The 14,510-nt window shown below is 74.1% G+C and carries 12 protein-coding genes and 2 tRNA genes; 9 read left to right on the forward strand and 5 right to left on the reverse strand.

All coding sequences use genetic code 11. The annotated features are described in order from the left end of the window. Window positions 1-370: 370 nt before the first annotated feature. From V6U79_RS25145 to V6U79_RS25165, 5 genes are all read left to right on the forward strand, one after another. On the forward strand, window positions 371-1,201 hold the full coding sequence (locus tag V6U79_RS25145) for a universal stress protein (RefSeq protein ID WP_334525180.1): 831 nt from the start codon (window positions 371-373) through the stop codon (window positions 1,199-1,201). A gap of 127 nt (window positions 1,202-1,328) precedes the next feature. Then, window positions 1,329-3,731, forward strand: a complete 2,403-nt coding sequence (locus V6U79_RS25150) for a phosphoketolase family protein (protein WP_334525183.1) — start codon at window positions 1,329-1,331, stop codon at window positions 3,729-3,731. Next, window positions 3,728-4,585, forward strand: a complete 858-nt coding sequence (locus V6U79_RS25155) for a universal stress protein (protein ID WP_334616053.1) — start codon at window positions 3,728-3,730, stop codon at window positions 4,583-4,585. The genes V6U79_RS25150 and V6U79_RS25155 overlap by 4 nt, the downstream gene beginning before the upstream one ends. A gap of 231 nt (window positions 4,586-4,816) precedes the next feature. After that, entirely contained in the window at window positions 4,817-5,827 is a 1,011-nt protein-coding gene (locus V6U79_RS25160) for an Acg family FMN-binding oxidoreductase (protein ID WP_334525189.1), read from the forward strand. A 92-nt stretch (window positions 5,828-5,919) separates the two neighbouring features. Then, window positions 5,920-7,593: a sensor histidine kinase gene (locus V6U79_RS25165; protein WP_334525209.1), complete on the forward strand. Its 1,674-nt coding sequence runs from the start codon at window positions 5,920-5,922 to the stop codon at window positions 7,591-7,593. Window positions 7,594-7,633: 40 nt separating this feature from the next. Here the strand turns inward: V6U79_RS25165 and V6U79_RS25170 are convergent, their stop codons facing one another. Further along, window positions 7,634-8,272, reverse strand: coding sequence for a response regulator (locus tag V6U79_RS25170; RefSeq protein WP_334525192.1), 639 nt, complete (start codon window positions 8,270-8,272; stop codon window positions 7,634-7,636). A 181-nt stretch (window positions 8,273-8,453) separates the two neighbouring features. Here V6U79_RS25170 and V6U79_RS25175 point away from each other — a divergent pair, with 181 nt between their 5' ends. Then, window positions 8,454-9,428 (forward strand): Acg family FMN-binding oxidoreductase, encoded by a 975-nt coding sequence (locus V6U79_RS25175; protein WP_334525211.1) that lies wholly within the window; start codon window positions 8,454-8,456, stop codon window positions 9,426-9,428. A 57-nt stretch (window positions 9,429-9,485) separates the two neighbouring features. Here V6U79_RS25175 and V6U79_RS25180 read toward each other — a convergent pair whose 3' ends face one another. Next, complete coding sequence (locus tag V6U79_RS25180; protein WP_334525195.1) at window positions 9,486-10,490, reverse strand: NAD-dependent epimerase/dehydratase family protein; 1,005 nt, start codon at window positions 10,488-10,490, stop codon at window positions 9,486-9,488. Between the two features lie 482 nt (window positions 10,491-10,972). On the opposite strand from V6U79_RS25180, the gene V6U79_RS25185 reads away from it, so the two are divergent. Beyond that, window positions 10,973-11,563 (forward strand): hypothetical protein, encoded by a 591-nt coding sequence (locus tag V6U79_RS25185; protein ID WP_334616055.1) that lies wholly within the window; start codon window positions 10,973-10,975, stop codon window positions 11,561-11,563. Window positions 11,564-11,843: 280 nt separating this feature from the next. Here the strand turns inward: V6U79_RS25185 and V6U79_RS25190 are convergent. Together V6U79_RS25190 and V6U79_RS25195 are read right to left on the reverse strand one after the other, a co-directional pair. Beyond that, a tRNA-Val gene (locus tag V6U79_RS25190) sits at window positions 11,844-11,918 on the reverse strand. A 9-nt stretch (window positions 11,919-11,927) separates the two neighbouring features. Continuing rightward, a tRNA-Gly gene (locus tag V6U79_RS25195) sits at window positions 11,928-12,000 on the reverse strand. Window positions 12,001-12,184: 184 nt separating this feature from the next. On the opposite strand from V6U79_RS25195, the gene V6U79_RS25200 reads away from it, so the two are divergent. After that, window positions 12,185-12,424 (forward strand): DUF6458 family protein, encoded by a 240-nt coding sequence (locus tag V6U79_RS25200; RefSeq protein WP_334533620.1) that lies wholly within the window; start codon window positions 12,185-12,187, stop codon window positions 12,422-12,424. Window positions 12,425-12,531: 107 nt separating this feature from the next. On the opposite strand, the gene V6U79_RS25205 is transcribed toward V6U79_RS25200, so the two are convergent. After that, entirely contained in the window at window positions 12,532-13,350 is an 819-nt protein-coding gene (locus V6U79_RS25205; RefSeq protein WP_334533622.1) for an isocitrate lyase/PEP mutase family protein, read from the reverse strand. A gap of 69 nt (window positions 13,351-13,419) precedes the next feature. Between V6U79_RS25205 and V6U79_RS25210 the strand changes: the two genes are divergently transcribed. Then, a complete protein-coding gene (locus tag V6U79_RS25210; protein WP_334533624.1) occupies window positions 13,420-14,394 on the forward strand; it encodes an ArsR/SmtB family transcription factor in 975 nt (324 codons plus the stop codon). The last annotated feature ends 116 nt before the right edge of the window (window positions 14,395-14,510 follow it).

Raw genomic sequence — 14,510 nt, forward strand, 5'->3', positions numbered from 1 at the left:
GGAAGATGATCGCCTCGGTCGACGCGGCGATGGCCAGGTCGTACTCGAACCGGCTGCTCGCCGCGACGCCGGAGACGGTGGCCCGGGTGATCGAGCGGGCGGTCCGCCGGCCGCCCCCGCACCCGCTACCAGGTCACCGCCGCCGCCTGGACGATGGTGCACACCCGCCGGCTGCTCGGCGCGCGGGTCTTCGACGCGGTGGCCCGGGTCAAGTTCCGCTGAGGCGTCCGGCACCCCGCCGCCCCGACACGCCCGCGCCGGTCCGGGCCCGCCCGAGTGCGCCGAACCCGGCCCGGCGGGGCGGTGGCGCGACTAGCGTCGGTGGGGTCGGCGTGGCCGTACGGTGCGGGGCGCCCGGGAGGTGAGCCGGATGACCGGATCCGCCGGTACGCCGGTCGTGGCCGGCATCAGCCCGTCGCCACAGGCCATGGAGGTCGTCCGGCTGGCCGCCCGGGAGGCCGCCGCGCACGGTCGGGACCTGGTGCTGCTGCACGCCTTCAACTGGCAGGCGGCGTTCGAGGAGCCCTCGGTCTCCCGGCCCCGCGACCAGGCCGAGGAGCTCATCGACCGGGCCACCGAGGTCGCCCGCGAGGTCGAACCGACGGTGACGGTCAGCGGCGAGATCGTCGAGGGCGCACCGGTCACCGCGTTGATCCGCCGCTCCGACACGGCGTTCCTGCTGGCGATCGGCGACGGCGGAATGGCCGGCTGCGGGGACTGCGTGCCGGCCGACGCGACCGGCGTGCAGCTCGCCGCCCGGGCCGGCTGCCCGGTGCTGGTGGTCCGCCCCGAGCCAGCCGTCTCCGGGCCGGTGCTGGTCGGGGTGGACGGGTCGACGAGTTCGCGGACCGCGCTGGACTTCGCCTTCGACTGCGCCGCCGGCCGGGAGGCCCGGCTGCTCGCGGTGCGGGTGCTCGAGCCGGGACGCGCCGACGACGGCGACGACGTGCTCCTCGATGCGGTGGCCCGGGCCGGCCGGCACCATCCCACGGTCTCGGCGGAGTGCCACACCGTACGTGGCGAACCTGGCGATGTCCTGGTCGAGCAGTCGCGGTCCGCGCAGCTGGCGCTGGTCGGCGCCCGGGGCGACGAACCGTGGCGCGGCATGCTGGGCGCGGTGAGCCAGTCCCTGCTGTACCACGCGCCGTCGCCGGTCATCATCGTCCGCGGCCTGACCGACACGCCGCCGGACGGGCCATGACGCCCTGCGGTCGCGGGACCAACGGCCCTGATCCCGCGCGCCGGGCCGGGCGACGCTGGACAGGCCCCGGGGCGGACGCCCGCTTTCGGAATGCAGAAGTCCCCGACGCGCGAGAGGCTGACGCAACATGGAGACCGCTCTCGATTCGCACAGCACACTGACCGAAGACGAGCTGCGCCGGCTGGACGCCTACTGGCGGGCGGCGAACTACCTCACCGTCGGGCAGATCTACCTGCTCGGCAACCCGCTGCTGCGCGAACCGCTGACGCCCGAGCACGTCAAGCCCCGACTCCTCGGTCACTGGGGCACCAGCCCCGGGCTGAACCTGCTCTACGCGCACCTCAACCGGATCATCGTCGCCCGTGACCTGTCGGCGATGTTCATCACCGGCCCCGGCCACGGCGGCCCGGCCCTGGTGGCCAACACCTGGCTGGAGGGCACCTACAGCGAGCTGTACCACGCGGTCGGCCGCGACGAGGCGGGCATGGCGAAGCTGTTCCGCCAGTTCTCCTTCCCCGGCGGCATCCCGAGCCACGTGGCGCCGGAGGTGCCGGGTTCGATCCACGAGGGCGGCGAGCTGGGGTACGCGCTGAGCCACGCCTACGGCGCGGCGTTCGACAACCCCGACCTGCTGGTCGCCTGCGTCATCGGTGACGGCGAGGCCGAGACGGGCCCGCTGGCCGGCAGTTGGCTCTCCAACGTCTTCCTCAACCCGGCCCGTGACGGCGCGGTGCTGCCGATCCTGCACCTCAACGGCTACAAGATCGCCAACCCGACGGTGCTGGACCGGATCCCCGGCGAGGACCTGCTCGACATGATGCGCGGCTTCGGCCACCAGCCGTACGTCGTCGAGGGCGACGACCCGACGAAGGTGCACCAGCTCCTCGCCGCCACCCTCGACCGGACGTGCGACGAGATCGCCGCCATCCAGCGGCGGGCCCGCTCCGGCGGCACCGTCGAACGCCCCCGCTGGCCCATGATCATCCTGCGTACGCCGAAGGGCTGGACCGGCCCGCGCGACGTCGAGGGCAAGCGGGTCGAGGGCACCTACCGGGCCCACCAGGTGCCGATCGACGCGGTGCGCAAGAACCCGGAGCACCTGGCCGAGCTGGAGCGCTGGCTGCGCAGCTACCGACCGGAGGAGCTCTTCGACGCCACCGGCGCCCCGGTCGCCGAGCTGGCCGCCCTGCCCCCGAAGGGCGACCGGCGGATGAGCGCCAACCCGGTCACCAACGGCGGCATGATGCTGCGCGAGCTGAGCCTGCCCGACTTCCGCGACTACGCGGTCGACGTACAGCGGCCCGGCGAGACCGTCGCCGGCGCCACCGGTGCGCTGGGCCCCTGGGTACGCGACGTGATCACGGCCAACCCGCAGACGTTCCGCCTCTTCGGGCCGGACGAGGTCGCCTCGAACCGCCTCGGCGCGGCGTTCGAGGTCACCGACCGGGCCTGGGTGGCCGGCACGGTGCCCGGCGACGACCACCTCTCCCCCGACGGGCGGGTGATGGAGGTCCTCTCCGAGCACCTCTGCCAGGGCTGGCTGGAGGGCTACCTGCTCACCGGCCGGCACGGCATCTTCACCAGCTACGAGGCGTTCATCCACATCGTCGACTCGATGGTCAACCAGCACGCCAAGTGGTTGAAGGTCACCCGGGGCATCACCTGGCGGCAGCCGGTGGCCTCCCTGAACTACCTGCTCTCCAGCCACGTGTGGCGGCAGGACCACAACGGCTTCTCGCACCAGGACCCGGGCTTCATCGACCACGTGATGAACAAGAAGGCCGAGGTCGTCCGGGTCTACCTGCCGCCGGACGCCAACACCCTGCTCTCCACCATGGACCACTGCCTGCGCAGCTGGCACTACATCAACGTGGTGGTCGCCGGCAAGCAGCCCGCGCCGAACTGGCTGTCCATGGAGGATGCGATCCAGCACTGCCGCCGCGGCATCGGCATCTGGGACTGGGCCAGCAACGACGAGGGCGCCGAGCCGGACGTGGTGCTCGCCTGCGCCGGGGACGTGCCGACGCTGGAGACGCTGGCCGCCGCGGACCTGCTGCACCGGCACCTGCCCGAGCTGAAGGTGCGGGTGGTCAACGTGGTGGACCTGATGCGGCTCCAGCCCGCCTCGGAGCACCCGCACGGGCTGTCGGACAAGGAGTTCGACACCATCTTCACCCAGGACAAGCAGATCATCTTCGCGTACCACGGCTACCCGTGGCTGATCCACCGGCTGACCTACCGGCGCACCAACCACGAGAACCTGCACGTGCGCGGATACAAGGAGGAGGGCACCACCACCACCCCTTTCGACATGGTGATGCTCAACGACCTGGACCGCTTCCACCTGGTGATCGACGTCATCGACCGGGTGCCCGGGCTCGCCTCGCGCGCCGCCCACCTGCGTCAGGACATGGTCGACGCCCGGGAGTCGTGCCGGGACTACACCCGCCGCTTCGGTGAGGACGACCCACGGGTCGCCGAGTGGCGGTGGATCCGGGAGACCGAGCCCGCGCTGCGGAACGGGCAGTGACCTCGACGGAGATCCTGGTCGGCTACGACGGCTCCGCCGACGCCGCCGTCGCCCTGGACTGGGCGCTCGACGAGGCGGAACGCAGCGCCCGGCCGGTCCACCTGGCGTACGTCTTCGAGTGGCTGACCGTGGCCGGCTGGATCGGCCCGGGACCGGCCCCGGGTGTCTGGCCGGACCAGACCGCCCGCCGGCAGGTCGAGGAGCTGGTCCGCGAGGCGACCGCCGACGCCGCCGCGGCGCGCCCCACGGTCACCGTGCACGGCGAGGTCCACGACGGCCCGCCCGCGCTGGTGCTCCAGGAACGCTCCGCGCGGGCGGGGCTGCTGGTGCTCGGCAGCCGCGGCCACGGCGGCTTCACCGGGCTGCTGACCGGCTCGACGGTGCTGGCGGTGACCGCGCACGCGCACTGCCCGGTGGTGGTCGTCCGGGAGGCCGGCGCCGGCGCGGTGGGCCCGGTGGTGGTCGGCGTCGACGAATCCGAGCCCTCCCGGGTGGCGCTCCGCTTCGCCGTGGAGCACGCCGCCCGGCGGGAGGCGCCGCTGCGGGTCGTCCGGGTCTCCGAGCCGCCCGGACGGGCCCCGGATCACGACGTCGAGGTGGAGGCCGCGCGGGAGCGGGCCGCCGTGCGGGACGCCGTGGCGCGGTGCCGGGAGGACTTCCCCGACGTGGCGGTCACCGTGGACGTCACGCCCGGCAACCCGGCGGCCGTCCTGGTCGAGGCGAGCCGGGACGCCCAGCTCATGGTGGTGGGCAGCCGCGGCCGGGGCGGGCTGCGCGGGATGCTGCTCGGCTCGGTCAGCCAGCAGCTCCTCCAGCACGCGCACTGCCCGGTGGCGGTCGCCCGGGAACGCTGACCACGGCGACCGCCGAGGGCGCCGTCCTCCGGGGGTCCACGCCGGTCTGCCCGGGTTTCGGGTCGTCGGCGAGACCGGACAGTGAGATCCGGAGGAATCGGGCGGGCCGGAAGGCCCGCATGACGGGACCTCCGTCCCGTGCGGACCGTCGGGCGCTGACGCAGGATGGAGCGGCAGGCCGCACCCGGGACGTCGGGGCGGGCACGACGGGGACACGGAAAGGTCGCCACGATGAGCCACGAGACGCCGGCCGCTGATCGGCCGCTGACCACCGCGCTCGCGGAGGCGGCCGCCACCGCCGGTCACGCCCCCTCGGTGCACAACACGCAGCCGTGGCGCTGGCGGGTCCTGCCGGACGCCCTGGAGCTGCGGGTGGACCGGGACCGCCAGCTGGCCGCCACCGACCCGGAGGGACGCCTGTCGACGCTCAGCTGCGGGACGGCGCTGCACCACGCCCGGCTGGCGCTCGCCGCCGAGGGATGGACGGCGGTGGTGGAGCGGCTGCCCGACCCGGCGCAGCCGGACCTGCTCGCCCGGCTGACCGGTCTGGACCGCTCGGGAGCCGACCCCGACGCGATGCGCATGGTGCAGTGCATGCAGGTCCGGCACACCGACCGGCGCCCGGTCAGCGACGAGCCGGTGCCCACCAGCGCGGTCGGTGACATCGCCCGGGCGGTCAGCGCCGAGGGCATCCGGTTGCAGATCCTCGACGGCGACCAGGTGATGGAGCTCGCGGCGGCGGCGTCGCACGCCGACACCATCGAGGCGGAGGACCCGCAGGTGCGCGAGGAGCTGCGGTACTGGACCAGCCGGGCCGGCACCGGCACCGGCCTCCCGCCGGAGGTGCTGCCGGAGCAGCAGCCGCAGACCACGGTCCCGGCGCGGGACTTCGGGCGCGTCGGCGAGCTGCCGGTCGGCCCCGGCCACGACAAGGCCGCCGTGTACGCGCTGCTCTTCGACGACGAGGACGAGCCGGACAGCTGGCTGCGGGCCGGAGAGGCGCTCTCCGCGGCCTGGCTCACCGCCACCCGGCTCGGGGTGTCCATGGTGCCGCTGTCCGGGGCGGTGGAGGTGCCCGGCACCCGCCAGATCCTGCGTCAGCTGCTCCGTGGCCTCGGCTTCCCGTACCTCGTGCTGCGCCTGGGGATCGCGGACCCGGCGCACGCCGGCCCGCCGCACACGCCGCGGCTGCCGGTGCAACAGGTGGTCGACACCGCGGCGGTACGCGACCAGCGCTCGTGACGGCCTCCTCCCGGACGGACACCGGGCGATAGCATCGCCCGGTGGCCAGCGCACCGACCCCCCGCGCCGAGCACCCCACTCCCTCGCTGGGGCTGAGCCCGCTGTCCCGGGTCCGCCTCGACGAGCTGCTCCAGGAGATGCTGGACCGGGTCGGCGAGGTGATGACCAGTCGGGAGCGGCTGCGCGCCCTGCTCGACGCCGTCGTCGGCATCGGCTCCGACCTCGACCTGCGCAGCACCCTGCAACGGATCGTGCGGTCCGCCTGCGAGCTGGTCGGCGCCCGCTACGGCGCGCTCGGCGTGATCGGGCCGGACCGGCTGCTGCACGACTTCATCGTCCACGGCATCGACCCGGAGCTGCACGCCGCGATCGGCGACCTGCCGCACGGGCGGGGCGTGCTCGGCCTGCTCATCGACGAGCCGCGCCCGGTACGGATGCCCGACATCACCCAGCACCCCGAGTCGTACGGCTTCCCGCCGCACCACCCGCCGATGCACAGCTTCCTCGGCGTGCCGGTGCGCATCCGCGACCAGGTCTTCGGCAACCTGTACCTGGCCGAGAAGCAGGGCGCGCCGGAGTTCAGCGAGGACGACGAGGAGATCCTGGTCGCCCTCGCCGCGGCGGCCGGCGTGGCCATCGAGAACGCCCGGCTCTACGCGCTGGCCCACCGGCGGGAGCGCTGGCTCGCCGCCACCGCCGAGATCACCTCGGTGCTGCTCGGTGAGGTACGCCGCACCGACGCGCTGACCCTGGTCGCCCGCCGGGCCCGGGAGGTCGCCGAGGCGGAGCTGGCCCTGGTGCTGCTCTACGACTCCGACGTCGGCCAGTTCACCGTCGAGGTGGTCGACTCGGCCGACGGGGCCGCCCGGGAGCTGGTCGCGGCGGTGCTGCCGGCCGGCGAGACCAGCTTCGCCGGCTCCGTCACCGAGCGCCGGCACGAACTGCTGGAAAACCTCGCCGAGGCCGCGCCGTGGCCGGTGCCGGTGGTCGCCGGACCCGCGGTGGTTTCCCCCCTCGCCGCGGCGGACACCCTGCACGGCGTGCTGGTCATCGCCCACCGCCCGGGCGCCGGCCGGGCCACCGACGACGACGTGACCCTGCTCGACAGCTTCGCCGGCCAGGCGGCGCTGGCCATGGAGCGGGCCCGCGGCCAGGAGGAACGCGAACTGCTGGTGGTCCTGGAGGACCGCGAACGGATCGCCCGCGACCTGCACGACGTGGTGATCCAGCGGCTCTTCGCCACCGGCCTGCAACTGCAGAGCGCCGCCCCGATGGCCGCCCGGCCCGAGGTCGCCAAGCGGATCAACGCGGCCGTCGACGACCTGGACGCCACCATCCGGGACATCCGCCGCACCATCTTCGAGCTGCGCACCCCGATGAGCGCCGCGCTGCGCACCGAGATCCGCGAGGCCGTCGACCTGGCCGCCGAATCCCTCGGCTTCCGTCCCGTCCTGGAGCTGGACGGGCCGATCGACAGCGCCGTGCCCGACCCCGTCCGACCGGACCTCACCGCCGTGCTCCGCGAGGCGCTCTCCAACGCGGTCCGGCACGCCCAGGCCCGCCGGGTCGCCGTCGCCGTCCGCGTCGACGCCCACCAGGTGGCCGTCACCGTCACCGACGACGGCGTGGGCTGCGACCCGGCCGCCGCCCGGGGCGGCCTGGTCAACCTGCGGGAACGCGCCGAGCGGCACGGCGGTGAGTTCGAGGTACGCCGGGTGGAGCCGCACGGCACCGAGCTGAACTGGTGCGTCCCCCTGCGGGACTGACCGGCGACGCCGGGCCCGCCGACGCCGGCACGGCGGACGGTCAGCGGCCCTTGCCGAGCAGCCGGGTGGCGAGCACCGCGGCCTGGGTACGCCGCTCCAGGCCCAGCTTCGCCAGCACGCTGGAGACGTAGTTCTTCACCGTCTTCTCGGCCAGGAACATCTTCCCGGCGATCTCCCGGTTGGTCAGCCCCTCCGCCACGTACTCCAGGATGCGGCGCTCCTGCTCGGTGAGCGTCATCAACTCGCGGGGCTGCTCGACGCCGCTGCGGATGCGCTCCAGCACCCGGGTGGTGATCGCCGGGTCGAGCAGCGACTGGCCGGCGGCGACCCGGCGGACCGCGTCGACCAAGTCGGTGCCCCGGATCTGCTTGAGCACGTACCCGGACGCGCCCGCCATGATCGCGGCGAAGAGCGCCTCGTCGTCCTCGTACGAGGTGAGGATCAGGCCCTTGATCGAGGAGTCCACGGCCCGGATGTCCCGGCACACGTCGATGCCGTTGCCGTCGGGCAGCCGGGCGTCGAGGATCGCCACGTCCGGCCGCAGGGCGGGGATCCGCCGGGCGGCCTCCGACGCGGAACCGGACTCACCGACCACTTCGATGTCGCCGCTGCTCTGCAACAGGTCGGCAAGGCCACGACGGACGACCTCGTGGTCGTCGAGGAGGAACACCCGGATCATTCCTCGTTTCTACCCGCCCGGGTCGCCACCCGCACGGGCCGAAAGTCCCCACCCTGCCGCGGCGGGGCGGGCAGGGGTGCCCGGGCGGACGGGACATCCGGCCCTGCCCGCCACCACCGGCGGTGACGCACCGTGGAGAGGAACCACCCACGGCATGACCTGCCATGGAAGGAGCATGACCATGGAGACCGGCTTCACCGTCGCGCAGCTGCGGACCGCCGTCGCGGACGCCGTCCGCGCACCCTCCCTGCACAGTTGCCAGCCGTGGCGGTTCCGGCTGCGCGACGGCGGGATCGAGCTGTCGGTCGACCGGGCGCGGCGGCTGCCCGCCACCGACCCGAGCGGCTGGGGGGCCCGGCTCGCCTGCGGGGCGGCGCTGTTGAACCTGCGCCTGGCGCTGGCGGTGGCGGGCACCCCGGCCACGGTGCGGCTGCGGCCGTACCCGGCGGAGCCGGACGTGGTGGCCCGGCTGGTCCCCGACCGGCCACGCCGCGCCACCCCGACCGAGCAGAGCCTGCACGCGGCCATCCCCCGCCGGTTCAGCAACCGGGCCCCGTTCTGGCCCGACCCGGTGCCCGCGGACGTGCGCTGGCGCCTCGGCGAGGCGGCCCGCACCGAACAGTGCTGGCTGGAGCTGGTGATCGGCACCAGCGCGGTCAACGCCTTCGCCGAGATCGCCCACAGTGCCCACCGGGTGCTGGAGCGCGACCCCCGCTACCGGGACGAGCGGGCGGAGTGGATGCGCCGGGAGCCCGCCCCCGACGGGGTGCCGGCCGCCGCCGGCGGACCACGCGACGAACCGCAGGACCTGCTGCCGTCGCGCGGTTTCGGCGGGCGCGACCGCGCGCCCGGCCGGGACTTCGAACCGGAGCCGCTGGTCGGGGTCCTCGGCTCGGCGGGCAACACCGCCGCCGACCAGATCGTCGCCGGGCAGGCCCTGCAACGGGTGCTGCTGACCGCGACCGACGCCGGGTTGGGCGTGTCGCTGCTCTCCCAGCCGATCGAGGTGCCGGGCGCCCGCGAGCAGCTACGGCTGTCGCTCGGCCGGTACGGCACCCCGCAGATGGTGATGCGGATCGGGTACGGCCAGCCCGGGGTGGTCACCCCCCGGCGCGACGTGGACGACGTGCTGGACCTGCCCGTGGTGTCGGCCTGAGCCGTCCCGCCCGGCCGGGCCGGTCGCGCCGGCCGGGCGGCACGGGGCGCGCGGGGGTCAGGCCGGGTGGAGGGCGCCGAGCAGCGTCGCCTCCCGTTCCGGGTCCAGCCCCACCGGCTCCCGCGCCGGCCGCCCGGCGCGGGGCGGGACGGTGCCGACCCGCCGCAGCCACCGCCAGGTGTCGGCGACGGTCTCGGCCGCCGGCCGGCAGGTCAGCCCCGCCGCGTACGCCTTGTCGACGCCCCGCTCCTGCATCCAGCGGTACTCGTGACCCGACGGGACCCAGATCGGCAGGTCGTTCCAGGGCACCACCCCGGCCGCCAGGATCGGCTCCGGGTCGGTCCAGCGCAGCCGGGCGTCGGACCCGGTCACCGCGAGGGCCGCCGCCAGCAGCTCGCCCATCGTGGCGTGCCCGGTCCGGCTGATCACGTTGAACGCCCCGCCGACGCCCTCGACGCCGCGGTCCAACGTCCAGGCCGCGAGGTCACGCACGTCGACGTACTGCACCGGCAGATCCTGCGGTCCCGGTGCGAGCACGTCGCCGCCCCGGGCGACCCGGTGCAGCCACCACGGCAGCCGGCCGATGTCCTCCCCCGGGCCCAGGATCAACCCGGCCCGCACCAGCAACGCCCGATCGCCGAACACCTGCACGGCGGCCCGCTCCCCGCCCGCCTTGCACCGCGGGTAGTCGCCGTCGCCGGCGTCGGGCGCGGCGTCCACCACCGGGGCCTCCTCGCCGACGCCGTCCGGCACGGGCTGGGCGTAGACCGCCCCGCTGGAGACGTACGCGTAGTGCGGCACCGCCTCGGCGAGCGCGCGCGCCGCGTCCCGGACCGCCCGGGGCGCGCCGTCCCAGGTGTCCACCACCAGGTCCCACCCGCCGCCGGCGAGGGCCGCCAACCCGTCCGGCGCCGTCCGGTCACCCCGCAACCGGTGTACGCCCGGCGGCACCGCGCCGTGCATCCCCCGGTTGAACACCGTCACCGACCAGCCGCGGCGTACCCCCTCGGCCACCACCGCACCGCCGACGAATCCCGTACCACCCAGCACCAAGAGCCTCATGGGCCCCAGCCTCCCCGGTGTCCCCTGGTGACCGGTAGCCCGATCTGCCGACGGCAGAAGCGCCGGCCATGCCGGCTCGGGCGTCCTCTCAGAGCGTGATGGCGCATTCTGTCCGGTTCGGTGCGCGTGGTCCCGTGACCGGGGCATCCCCAGGCTGGAATCGTGGCGGGGCTGGGGTCGTTACATCTCCTGTACGACCGCAGCGGCGGTGGCTTGCCCTGCCGCCCGATGGCCCCCGGCGGAATGACCGCAGGTCCCCGGTCGTTACATCCCCTGGACGATCGCACGAGCAGCCCCGCCGCCTCCCGGCGGAATGATGGCCGGCCGCCGGTCGTTACACACAGTCCCGGTGCCGCGCTTGCGAAGCCGCCGATTGAAGACTTCTCCCCCTTTGTGATCTTTCGAGCGCCTGTCGTGGTGCTCACGTCGTGTCCCGACCCCCATTGGGACGCGTCGTCGACCCCCCGAATGGAGCTTTTCTGATGAACACGATCATGCGTAAGAGCGTTCTGGGTATCGCCGGTCTCGCGATCGCCGGTGGTCTCGCCGCCGGCCCGCTGAACCACGGCGAGCCGACCACCACCAACCCGGCCGTCGCGGTCGCGGTGCAGGCCGACAAGCCGGGCGTGGACAAGACCAAGCTGATCCCGCACGGTGTGCAGGGCAAGCAGTCGCGCATCGACCTCGGCGACGAGCAGACCGCCAACGTCAAGGCGATCATCGCCGCGACGAAGAAGGCCGACATGGACGAGCGCGCCGCCGTCGTGGCGATCGCGACCGCGCTGCAGGAGTCGAAGTTGGAGAACCTGGGTCACCTGGGTGCGCGTAACGACCATGACTCGCAGGGCCTGTTCCAGCAGCGCCCGAGCTCGGGTTGGGGCACGGTGGAGCAGATCACCGACCCGGAGTACGCGACCCTGGCGTTCCTGAAGGGTCTGAAGCAGGTCGACGGGTGGCAGGACATGCCGCTGACCGAGGCCGCCCAGACCGTGCAGGTCTCGGCCTACCCCTTCCACTACGCACAGTGGGAGCAGCAGGCCGCCGACCTCGTCGCCAAGCACTGGAACAACTGACCAAGACAGACCGCTGGCCGGCACCCCACCCGGGGTGCCGGCCAGCGGCGTCTGACTCGCCGGATCATGAACAGTTGTTGTCGCTGGGACGACAACAACTGTCCCCAAATCCCAACCCCCACCCCGATGATCATGAAGTTGTCGCCAGGTTCGGAGATCCACACTGCCGATAAGTTCATGATCAAGAGGGCGAGGGGCCCGGGGGCGAGGGACGGCGGGGGGAATGACGGAAGCCCCGGCTCATCAGAGCCGGGGCTTCTCACGACGGATCGTGTACGCCTGGTGGGCGATACTGGGTTTGAACCAGTGACCTCTTCCGTGTCAAGGAAGCGCGCTCCCACTGCGCCAATCGCCCGTGGTCGAGAGCGGACGACGGGATTCGAACCCGCGACCCTCACCTTGGCAAGGTGATGCGCTACCAGCTGCGCTACGTCCGCGTGCCGCCCGGTTTCCCCGGCGACGGACAGAACTCTACCCGACGACAAGATCGGCCGCGCCGCCGCCCCGCCCGCATCCGCGCGTACCGATCGACCCGGCGCATGGAGGGCCATGGTTGCGCTGGTCACCGGCGGGGTACTGACCTCCCTCGACAGCACACCACATCCCCTGAAGGAGGCTGTCGTGGGAATCGGAACGAGTATCTTCCTGCTCGCCGTCGGTGCGATCCTCACCTTCGCGCTGGACGCGAGCGTCGGCGGCGTCAACCTCGACGTGGTCGGCTGGATCCTGATGGCGGCCGGCCTGCTCGGGCTCATCATGACCACGTTGGTCTGGGGCCGCCGCCGCGCGGTGGTCACCCCGACCGAGCCGGTGGAGTACCGGCGGGTCGAGGAGCGCCGGGACATCGCTCCGCCGCTCTGACCACACCCGCCCGCCGCGTCCGGCCGACGGGGCTGATCGTCCGCGCGCGACGAACCCGAGGGAGCGTCGACCACCACTGGTGGTCGGCGCTCCCTCCGCGTACGGGGTCAGCCACCCATCAGGTCGTTCAGGACCCCGTACTCGACGGCGTCGGCGAGCGCCGCGTACGTGCCGGTGGCGTACGCCTCGTCCGCCGCCCGGCGGGCCACCGCGTACGCCGCCTCGGCGACGGATGAGCCCAGGCTGACCCGGGCGACACCGAGCCCCGCCAACTCCGCCACCGGTGGGGCGCCCGGCCCGACGAGCACGTTGAGCGGCGCCGGTACGGCCTCCACCAGGGCGGCGATGACGTCCGGGGCGACCACGCCGGGCACGAACACCCCGTCCGCACCGGCCGACAGGTACGCCCGGGCCCGGGCCACCGTCTCCTCGACGCCGCCCACGCCCCGCAGGAAGGTGTCGACCCGGGCGTTGACGAAGAGCGGCACCCCGGTTTCGTCGGCCGCGGCACGGACGGCGGCGAGACGGGCGCACTGGTCCTCCACCTCGCGCAGCGGGCCGGCGCCGTCGTGTCGGGCGTCCTCGACGTTCACCCCGACGGCGCCGGCCCCGATCACCGCCCGGACGGTCCGGGCCACCTCGTCGGGGGTGTCGCCGTACCCCGACTCGATGTCGGCGGTGACCGGCGACGGCACCGCGGCGACCACCCGGCCGACCAGGTCGACGGCCGCGTCGCGGCCCAGGCGGTCGCCGTCGGGTGCGCCCAGGCTCCAGGCGACGCCGGCGCTGGTCGTGGCGATCGCGGGGGCGCCGGCCGCCGCGACGATCCGGGCGCTCGCCGCGTCCCACACGTTGACGAGGACGAGCGGCCGGCCGGGGACGTGCAGGGAACGGAGGAGCTCTGCTCTGCGGTGTTGATCGGTCACCCGGTCAGTCTGGGAGCGGACCGGCGCCGGCCGTAATGTTTCAGTCCCAGTTGAAACCAAGGGGGTCCGGTGGTAGCGATCGGCCTGTCGGCGAGCGCCGTCGCCCGGATCCGCTTCGCGGTCTCCTGCCTCTGGGAGGTCGTCGCCAGCGTCCGCGTGCTGCGCGACCCCGGCGACCACGCGGTCCACCTGCCGTGGGCGCGTCGCGTCCGACCCCGGCTGGCGCGGGCCGGCCTCTTCGACCGCAGCCTGCTCTGGCAGCTCGTCCCGGCCGGCCCCGGCTACCTGGCCGACTTCCTGACCCCACCGGCGGCCGGCCTGACCCCGGACCTCGGGCAGGAGCTGGCGGCGCTGCGCGCCACCCCGGCCGCCACCGTCCGCGCCCACCTGGACCTCTACCCCGGCGCCCGCCCACCGGCGCTGGCCGACCTGTACGCCGACCCGGACGCCGGCCTGCGGGTGCTGGCGGAGGAGATCGGAACGTACTGGCGGGTCGCGCTCGCCGCCGACTGGCCCCGGATCCGCACGCTGCTCGACGCCGAGGTGCTCCGGCGGGCCCGCCGGCTCGCCGAGGACGGCGCGGCCGGGCTCCTCAACGACCTGCACGAGCGGGTCCGCTGGGAGGGCGACGCGCTGCTGATCAGCCAGCGGCACTGCACCGTGCCGGACGTACCGGACGGGGCGGGCCTGGTCCTGGTCCCCTCGGTCTTCGTGTGGCCGTCGGTGCTCAGCATCGCCGCCGGTGACCTGCCCCAGCTGGCGTACCCGGCGCAGGGGCTGGGGACCCTGTGGGAGTGCCCGACGACGGCGCCGGACGCGTTGCGCGCGGTGCTCGGGAAGGGCCGGGCCCGGCTCCTCGCGGAGCTCGACGCGCCGCGGTCGACCACGGAGCTGGCCCGGCGGACCGGGCTCTCCCTGGCGGGGGTGTCGCAGCACCTGGCGGCGCTGCGCGCCGCCGGTCTGGTCGTCACCCACCGGCAGGGGCGTTGCCTGCTGAGCAGCCGGAGTGTCGTCGGGGAGGCGCTGCTGCACGCCTCGACCTGAGACCGGCCGGTACGAGAAAGGCTCGTCACCCTGTCGAGTGACGAGCCTTTCCGCTGGTGGGCGATACTGGGTTTGAACCAGTGACCTCTTCCGTGTCAAGGAAGCGCGCTCCCACT

Source organism: Micromonospora psammae (assembly GCF_036902725.1).
Classification (GTDB): Bacteria; Actinomycetota; Actinomycetes; order Mycobacteriales; family Micromonosporaceae; genus Micromonospora.

Excerpts from the sequence above, each read along its gene's own strand:
- V6U79_RS25185 (WP_334616055.1), top strand. The coding sequence starts at position 10,973 with ATGAACACGATCATGCGTAAGAGCGTTCTGGGTATCGCCGGTCTCGCG.
- V6U79_RS25170 (WP_334525192.1), bottom strand. The coding sequence starts at position 8,272 with ATGATCCGGGTGTTCCTCCTCGACGACCACGAGGTCGTCCGTCGTGGC.
- V6U79_RS25145 (WP_334525180.1), top strand. The coding sequence starts at position 371 with ATGACCGGATCCGCCGGTACGCCGGTCGTGGCCGGCATCAGCCCGTCG.
- V6U79_RS25175 (WP_334525211.1), top strand. The coding sequence starts at position 8,454 with ATGGAGACCGGCTTCACCGTCGCGCAGCTGCGGACCGCCGTCGCGGAC.
- V6U79_RS25180 (WP_334525195.1), bottom strand. The coding sequence starts at position 10,490 with ATGAGGCTCTTGGTGCTGGGTGGTACGGGATTCGTCGGCGGTGCGGTG.
- V6U79_RS25160 (WP_334525189.1), top strand. The coding sequence starts at position 4,817 with ATGAGCCACGAGACGCCGGCCGCTGATCGGCCGCTGACCACCGCGCTC.
- V6U79_RS25150 (WP_334525183.1), top strand. The coding sequence starts at position 1,329 with ATGGAGACCGCTCTCGATTCGCACAGCACACTGACCGAAGACGAGCTG.